A 2,472-nucleotide genomic window follows, 5' to 3' on the forward strand; every position below is an offset into this window, starting at 1 on the left:
CACCAAGCACTCACCACCGCCCACCTCCACCCCCACGACATCGACGCCATCGAAGCCCACGGCACAGCCACCCCACTCGGCGACCCCATCGAGGTCCGGGCTCTCACGGCGACGTACGGCAAGGGGCGGCCCGCGGACCGGCCCGCCCGACTGGGGTCGATCAAGTCGAACATCGGTCACGCCCAGGCCGCCGCCGGAGTCGCCGGGGTCATCAAGATGATCGAGGCCCTGCGGCACGGCGTGCTGCCCAAGACGCTGCACGCCGAGGAGCCGACGGACCATGTGGACTGGGTGTCGAGCGGTCTGAGCCTCCTGACCGAGGCAAGCCCCTGGCCCCGTGATCCGGACCGCCCTCGCCGGGCGGCGATCTCGTCGTTCGGAATCAGCGGCACCAACGCCCACCTGATCCTCGAAGAACCACCCACAGCCCCACCCACACCCACACCCACCACCCTGCCCATCACCCCCTACATCCTCACCGCCAAAACCCCGACCGCCCTGCGCACCCACGCCCAACAACTCCGCTCACACCTCACCACCCACACACCCCACCCCACCGACACCGCCCACACCCTCGCCACCCGCACCCACCACCCCCACCGAGCCGTCATCCTCACCCCCACCCACGACACACCCCACACCCCACTCGACCACCTCACCACCGACGAACCTCACCCACTGCTCATCACCCCTCCCCGGGACTTGCCGAGGAACCGCGGAAAGCTCGGCATCCTGTTCCCGGGCCAGGGCGCACAGCACGCAGGTGCCGGACGGGAGTTGTACGAGAGGTATCCGGTCTTCGCCGACACGCTGGACGCCGTCTGCGAGGAACTGGACCGCCGTCTCGACCGGCCGCTGCGCACCGTGATGTGGGGCGCTGACGAGACACTGCTGGACCGTACGGAGTACGCCCAGCCCGCGCTGTTCACGCTGGAGGTCGCCCTCTTCCGGTTGGTGGAGTCCTGGGGCATGCGCCCTGACGTGCTCATCGGCCACTCGGTGGGGGAACTGGCCATGGCGCATGTGGCCGGGGTGTTCTCCCTGTCCGACGCCTGCACGCTGGTCGCCGCGCGGGGCCGGCTGATGGGTGCCCTGCCCGAGGGCGGGGCGATGATGGCCCTGGAGGCGTCCGAGGACGAGGTCACGCCGCTGCTCACCGGAGAGGTGGGCATCGGCGCCGTCAACGGCCCCGCTTCCGTGGTGATCTCGGGTGCGGAGTCCGCGGTACGGGAACTCGGCGCGCACTGGGAGGCGCGCGGGCGCCGGACGACCCGGCTGCGGGTGAGCCATGCCTTTCACTCACCTCTGATGGAACCCGCGCTGGCACGGTTCGCGGAGGTGGCGCGGAGCCTTTCCTACGGTGCCCCGACCATCCCCCTGGTGTCGACGGTCACCGGTGAGACGGTCACGGACGACCTGCTGTGCAGTGCCGCGTACTGGGTACGGCACGCCCGGGAGGGTGTGCGGTTCGCCGACGGGGTGCGGGCGGTGGAGCTACGGGGTGTGGGGACGCTGCTGGAGCTGGGGCCTCGGGGGCCGCTCTCCGGTCTGGTGCCCGACTGCCTCGAAGATCCGGGCTCCCTGCTGCCCGTGCCGGCCCTGCGGGAGGACCAGCCCGAGTCGATGGCATTGCTGTCGTCGGTGGCTCAGGCATTCGTGCGCGGCGTCCACGTCAACTGGCCCCACCACTTCACCCACACCCACACCCACACCCACCTCCCCCACTACCCCTTCCAACACCAGCACTACTGGCTCACCCCACCCCCCACCAACACCCCACCCGGCCTCACCCCCACCAACCACCCCTTCCTCACCGCCACCACCACCCTCCCCGACACCGGAGCCACCCTCCACACCGGAACCATCGACCCCCACCAACACCCCTGGCTCACCGACCACCAAATCCACACCACCCCCCTCCTCCCCGCCACCGCACTACTCGACCTCACCCTCCACGCAGCACACCACACCCCCCACCCCCTCCACATCGAAGAACTCACCCTCACCACCCCCATCACCCTCCACACCCCCCTCGACCTCCAACTCCACCTCACCCCACCCGACCACACCCACCGACACACCCTCACCATCCACACCCGCCCCACCCACACCCACCAACCCTGGACCACCCACGCCACCGCCACCCTCACCCCCCAACCACCCACCACCACCCCAAACACCCACCCCCACACCCACCCCCACCCCGACGCCCAACCCCTCAACACCCAAACCCTCTACGACACATACACCGCCGCCGGATACCACTACGGCCCCACCTTCCAACGCCTCACCCACCTCACCCACCACAACGGCCACTACCACGCCCACCTCACCCCACCCACCACCACCCACAACTTCCACCTCCACCCCGCCCTCCTCGACGCCGCCCTCCACCCCCTCCTCCACACCACCCTCAACAACCCCAAACCCACCCACACCCCCCTCCCCTTCACCTTCACCGACATCAGCCTG

General features: G+C 69.7%; 1 protein-coding gene. It reads left to right on the forward strand.

Features of this window, described 5'->3' with window-relative positions; genetic code table 11:
* Positions 1–2,472 (forward strand): type I polyketide synthase (locus AB0959_RS52910; RefSeq protein WP_366834200.1); only part of this gene is annotated, 2,472 nt, incomplete at both ends.

The sequence above is a fragment of the Streptomyces sp. NPDC046862 genome, assembly GCF_040704615.1.
GTDB lineage: Bacteria > Actinomycetota > Actinomycetes > Streptomycetales > Streptomycetaceae > Streptomyces.